Here is a 1,877-nt window from a genome sequence, read left to right as displayed (position 1 = left end):
TCGGGCGGTCGCCGTGGCCGCCGACCGTGAACAGGGGGCAGTCCGCCCGCCACTCGTGCCGCGCGGCGACGACACGGGCCTGCCGGGTCTCCGGGTAGACCCGGTGCAGCTGGGCGACGAGGCGCTTCTCCTCGACGTCCCGGACCGCCGTCGACGGCACGGCGTAGGCGTGGAGTTCGACCACGGACCCGCCCGTACGGGCCGCCCAGCGGGCCGCCTCACCCTCCCAGCGGGACAGCACGCTGACGTTGTCCAGCGAGCCGAAACCGCTGGTGCCGAGGAAGCCCGGACGGCCCGCCGCGACGGGGCGGTCCAGCCACAGCCGCGACACCAGGAACGGCGGCGCCGTCCGCAGCCGGGCCACCCTCTCCCGCCACGCGGCGTCGCCCAGCCCCGGCGACCGTCCCACCACCGTCCGCAGACCCTCGGTGTCCAGCGCCAGCACGACCGCGTCGTACGCCCGCGTACCGTCGCCGTCGGCGACCAGGTGCCCGCCGGACGGGCCGGGACGGACGGCGTCGACGGGCGCGGCGGTCCGCACCTCGGCCCCGTGCCGGGCCAGATGGCCCGCGAGGGGCTCCCACAGCGCCTGCGGGAACGGCTCGCGGGGCACGTCGAACAGCAGTCCCTCGCTGGAGCCGAGGAAGTAGATGTGGAACATCAGGGCCATCTCGGCGGCCGACAGCTCCCGGGGGTCCGCGAAGAAGCTGCGGGAGAACACCTCGAACGCCAGGTGCCGTGCGGCGGCGGGGAACCGCAGCGTGTCCAGGAAGTCGTGGGCGCTGACATGGTCCAGCCGCTCGTACACGCGCCGGGTGCTCACGTCGAGCAGGGGCAGGGCCGCGGCGGGGCGCAGGGCGAGCAGGTCGCGCGGCCGGAAGCTCGGGCTGAGGAGGGCGAAGCCGAGGGCGCTCCACGGAGGCGTGCGCGGCACCCGGCGGAAGCCGTCGCGCAGACCGCTGCCGTGCAGCAGCGGATAGTCCGGCAGCCCGGTCAGCCCTTCCAGCCCGGGATCGGTCCGGCGCAGCAGGGCCCGCAGGTTGTAGTACTGGCGGAAGAACGCGTGGAAGCCGCGGCTCATCGTCGCGGACGTCCCGTCGGGCAGGGCGACGGGCCATCCGGACACCCGCCCGCCGAGCACCGGTTCGCGTTCGTGGAGCACCACGCGCACGCCCCGCTCGGCGAGCACGGTCGCCGCCGCGAGGCCCGCGATGCCGCCGCCGATCACCGCGACCGACGGCGGTTCACCGGCGATCCGGTCCCGGCCCGGGCGGGGCGCGACGAGCCGGGCGTGCCGGTCCCGCCCCGGAACCCGGGCCCCGTCGCGCAGGCTCACCGCGCGGCGCCCGTCTTCTCGGCGGCACGCCGGCCGAGGAAGGTGTGGGTGATGCCCGTCTGCCACCCGGGCAGTGGCAGCACCCGTACGCCCTCGAAGCCGGCCCGGGCCAGCCGGGCGACGAAACCCGGCGCGGTGTCGAACTCCGTGACGCTGCGCCGCAGATGCCGGTACAGCTCGCGGTCGCCGGTGGCCGTGCCCAGCGGCACGATGACGCCCCGGCACACCGCGGACCACACCAGGCGGTCGGCGCGGCGCCCGCTGAGCGCGTACTCGTGCACCGCCAGCCCGCCGCCGGGCACGAGCAGCCGGTGCACCGAGCGCAGGACGGCGTCGGGGTCGGCCAGGTTGCGGAAGAGGTAGGCGGCGAACACCGCGTCGAACGGGCCGCTCACCCCGGCCGAGTCCAGCTCCTCGGCCGGGGCGTGCACGAAACGCACCCGCGGGGGCCACGGCTTGGCCCGGGCCGCGCGCAGCATGCCCGCCGAGGCGTCGACGCCGGTGATCTCGGCGGCGGGGAACGCCGCGGCCAGCGCCGCCG

Annotated in this window: 2 protein-coding genes; both read right to left on the bottom strand. The window is 76.8% G+C overall.

Annotation, left to right across the window (positions count from 1 at the left end; genetic code table 11):
* Positions 1-1,336: FAD-dependent oxidoreductase (locus GTW67_RS07480; protein ID WP_346010590.1), on the bottom strand; the 1,336-nt coding region annotated here is incomplete at its 3' end.
* Positions 1,333-1,877, bottom strand: a 545-nt coding sequence (locus GTW67_RS07475) for a methyltransferase domain-containing protein (protein ID WP_161164016.1), incomplete at its 5' end; no start/stop codon positions are given. The genes GTW67_RS07475 and GTW67_RS07480, both read right to left, overlap by 4 nt.

The organism is Streptomyces sp. SID5910, assembly GCF_009862125.1.
GTDB lineage: Bacteria > Actinomycetota > Actinomycetes > Streptomycetales > Streptomycetaceae > Streptomyces.
This window is presented reverse-complemented; position numbering and strand designations above follow the sequence as displayed.